General features: G+C 36.9%; 3 protein-coding genes. 2 read left to right on the top strand and 1 reads right to left on the bottom strand.

Annotated features, from left to right (window positions below; genetic code table 11):
- Positions 1-60 precede the first annotated feature (60 nt).
- A complete protein-coding gene (locus AB4Z33_RS30830; protein WP_442053556.1) occupies positions 61-681 on the bottom strand; it encodes an NAD(P)-dependent oxidoreductase in 621 nt (206 codons plus the stop codon).
- 128 nt (positions 682-809) lie between these two features.
- On the opposite strand from AB4Z33_RS30830, the gene AB4Z33_RS30825 reads away from it, so the two are divergent.
- Positions 810-1,541 carry a barstar family protein gene (locus AB4Z33_RS30825; protein ID WP_442053555.1) on the top strand — a complete coding sequence of 244 codons (732 nt, stop codon included), beginning with the start codon at positions 810-812 and terminating at the stop codon, positions 1,539-1,541.
- 98 nt (positions 1,542-1,639) lie between these two features.
- Complete coding sequence (locus tag AB4Z33_RS30820; protein WP_442053554.1) at positions 1,640-1,906, top strand: DUF1871 family protein; 267 nt, start codon at positions 1,640-1,642, stop codon at positions 1,904-1,906.
- The last annotated feature ends 261 nt before the right edge of the window (positions 1,907-2,167 follow it).

The raw sequence follows: 2,167 nt of genomic DNA, 5'->3' as shown, positions 1-2,167 counted from the left end.
AGAAATCGCCATAGAGGATCACAGCGTACGCTGTGATCCTCTATGGCGATTTCTGCGCGGTTAGTAGGCGATACCCACACGTGATTTTATAAAATCTCTACTTTTTATCTGGCTATATGTAAATTCTGCTGTATCCGACACGGATATTTCAACACCACCTTCCGGCAAAAAACTACGGTCTACACGATATTTACCTACACGTTCTCCATCCGGCAAATACGTAGGACAGACAATAGTCCATTCGAGTGTTGATTGTTTTAGCCTATCGTAAGCTTTATGATGCTCTTCTGCTCCACGGACTGACTTACGCTTTGATTCACTTGACTGATAACGCAGTAAATCTGGGGTGGTTCTACTTTGCAGGATACCAGCAGTTCCTATAGTTATAATTCGTTGTATACCTTCGATTTGCATGGCTTCGATAATCAGAGGCATACTTTCTGATAGCGTAGTTGTCCCATCCGTATTTAATGCGCTAATAACTACATCAATCCCATGTGTTGCACGAAAGATATCATCTTTATTTAAAACATTACCTTGAATAATCGTTAAATTTCGATTATTTATTTGAATCTTCTCTGGAGTACGAACTAATACAGTAACATKATGTCTGTCATGAAGGGCATAAGTAACTATTTGACCTCCAACTCGTCCAGTTGCACCTAAAATTAAAATATTCATGAAAACGAACCTCCTCTTGCCAATACAAATAGTACTCTATACTTTAAAAGTTATTATCGTCTTTTTCAACTAACTGGCAGTTTAGCATGGTAAGATGGAATTTAAGCAGTTATTAGAGGTGGGATTGTTTGAGCTATAAATTTTCGGTTGTTAACGTTGAAGATGATTCAGTACTGGGTTTCTGTCATAAGGCAGAGATATTAACTTCAAATGAAGAAGGTTATTCAGTCTTGACGTTACATGGCTTTAAATTAACAAAGGACGTTAAGGAGACTTCTACATTGGCCATTTCAAACTTGTATCTCAAATTCCTATCTAAGGAAGGAAAGAGTTTAGGTGGATATTTTTTCGTTCCCAATAAGGATGTTAAGATAAAAACATTGGAGTTTTCCAAGCAAAGTCCAATTGAAATTATAGGTCATTTCCCTGAAAAACCGTTACCTTTCGCTTTTGATATTTKGGGGAAATTACGTGAGAATTCTAACGAACTTAGACAATGGACGGATTTCTCTTTAGAAGAAAAACGAGCATGGTTACAGGTTATACGATTAAGGCGTGTATCTAGTATTGATAGGAATGAACAAGTTATCATAATTGATGGAGAAATTATTCATGATATAGCATCTTTTTATATCGCAATAGGAGAAGCCATAAATGGCCCTTTCGGTTATTTCGGAGCTAGCCTGGATGGACTTGATGATTGTTTGTGTGGAGGGTTCGGATTGATTCCACCGTTCAAATTAGAGTGGAAAGCCTTTAATAAGTCCTTTCGTGAGGGATCAGTAAATCATGATGGATTTGTCCAACAGTTAATTGAAATACTGACAAATAGGAGCTGTGAAATACATTTATCAACTTAAACAAACAGGAGACGATAGTTGAATAATTGAATAGCAGAGTGATTACGTATTTTATTTGGTCGGCTAATACTTCGAATAGAATGAATTTGAAGAATAGGATGGATACAATGATAGATGATAATATTAAGACAGTTGTAACAGAAGCTATTAATTCGTGGAATCCTTACGGTTTGTTGCCGCATGCACCAGATGATGAGTTTGAAAGTGAGATTAAAAAAGTAATTGAAAGTATCGGAGATGCCACCTATATTAATGAATTAGGTCATCGGATACAAGTGATTTTTGAGAAAAGTTTTGGTGAACCATTTAAAATAGAAAACTGTATAGAGGTTGCCAGGCAGATTTGGTCCAAAGCAAAAAGTTGATTATTAAATCAAAAAACTATTGCGCAGATGGTAGAGGTTTATAAATTTTTATAATGGTTAAACTATAAAAATAACTATCGATTGTGTTTAACTGATATTCATGACTAAACTGGGGTCTGTCAATAATTTTGTGTAAACTCATTTATAAGGAACTCCCCCGAGGGGGAGTTGGCCTGTTAGCGTAGGTGCTGGCCGACTCGATCAGGGAAGAAAACGGAGAGTTGGAGCAGCATTTGTCCCCAGTTCTGAACACGACCGGTC

This window comes from Paenibacillus sp. 2TAB19 (assembly GCF_052115185.1).
Lineage (GTDB): Bacteria > Bacillota > Bacilli > Paenibacillales > Paenibacillaceae > Pristimantibacillus.
Note: the sequence above shows the minus strand (reverse complement) of the source record. Positions and strands in the feature narration are given on the sequence as shown.

Excerpts from the sequence above, each read along its gene's own strand:
- AB4Z33_RS30820 (WP_442053554.1), top strand. The coding sequence starts at position 1,640 with ATGGATACAATGATAGATGATAATATTAAGACAGTTGTAACAGAAGCT.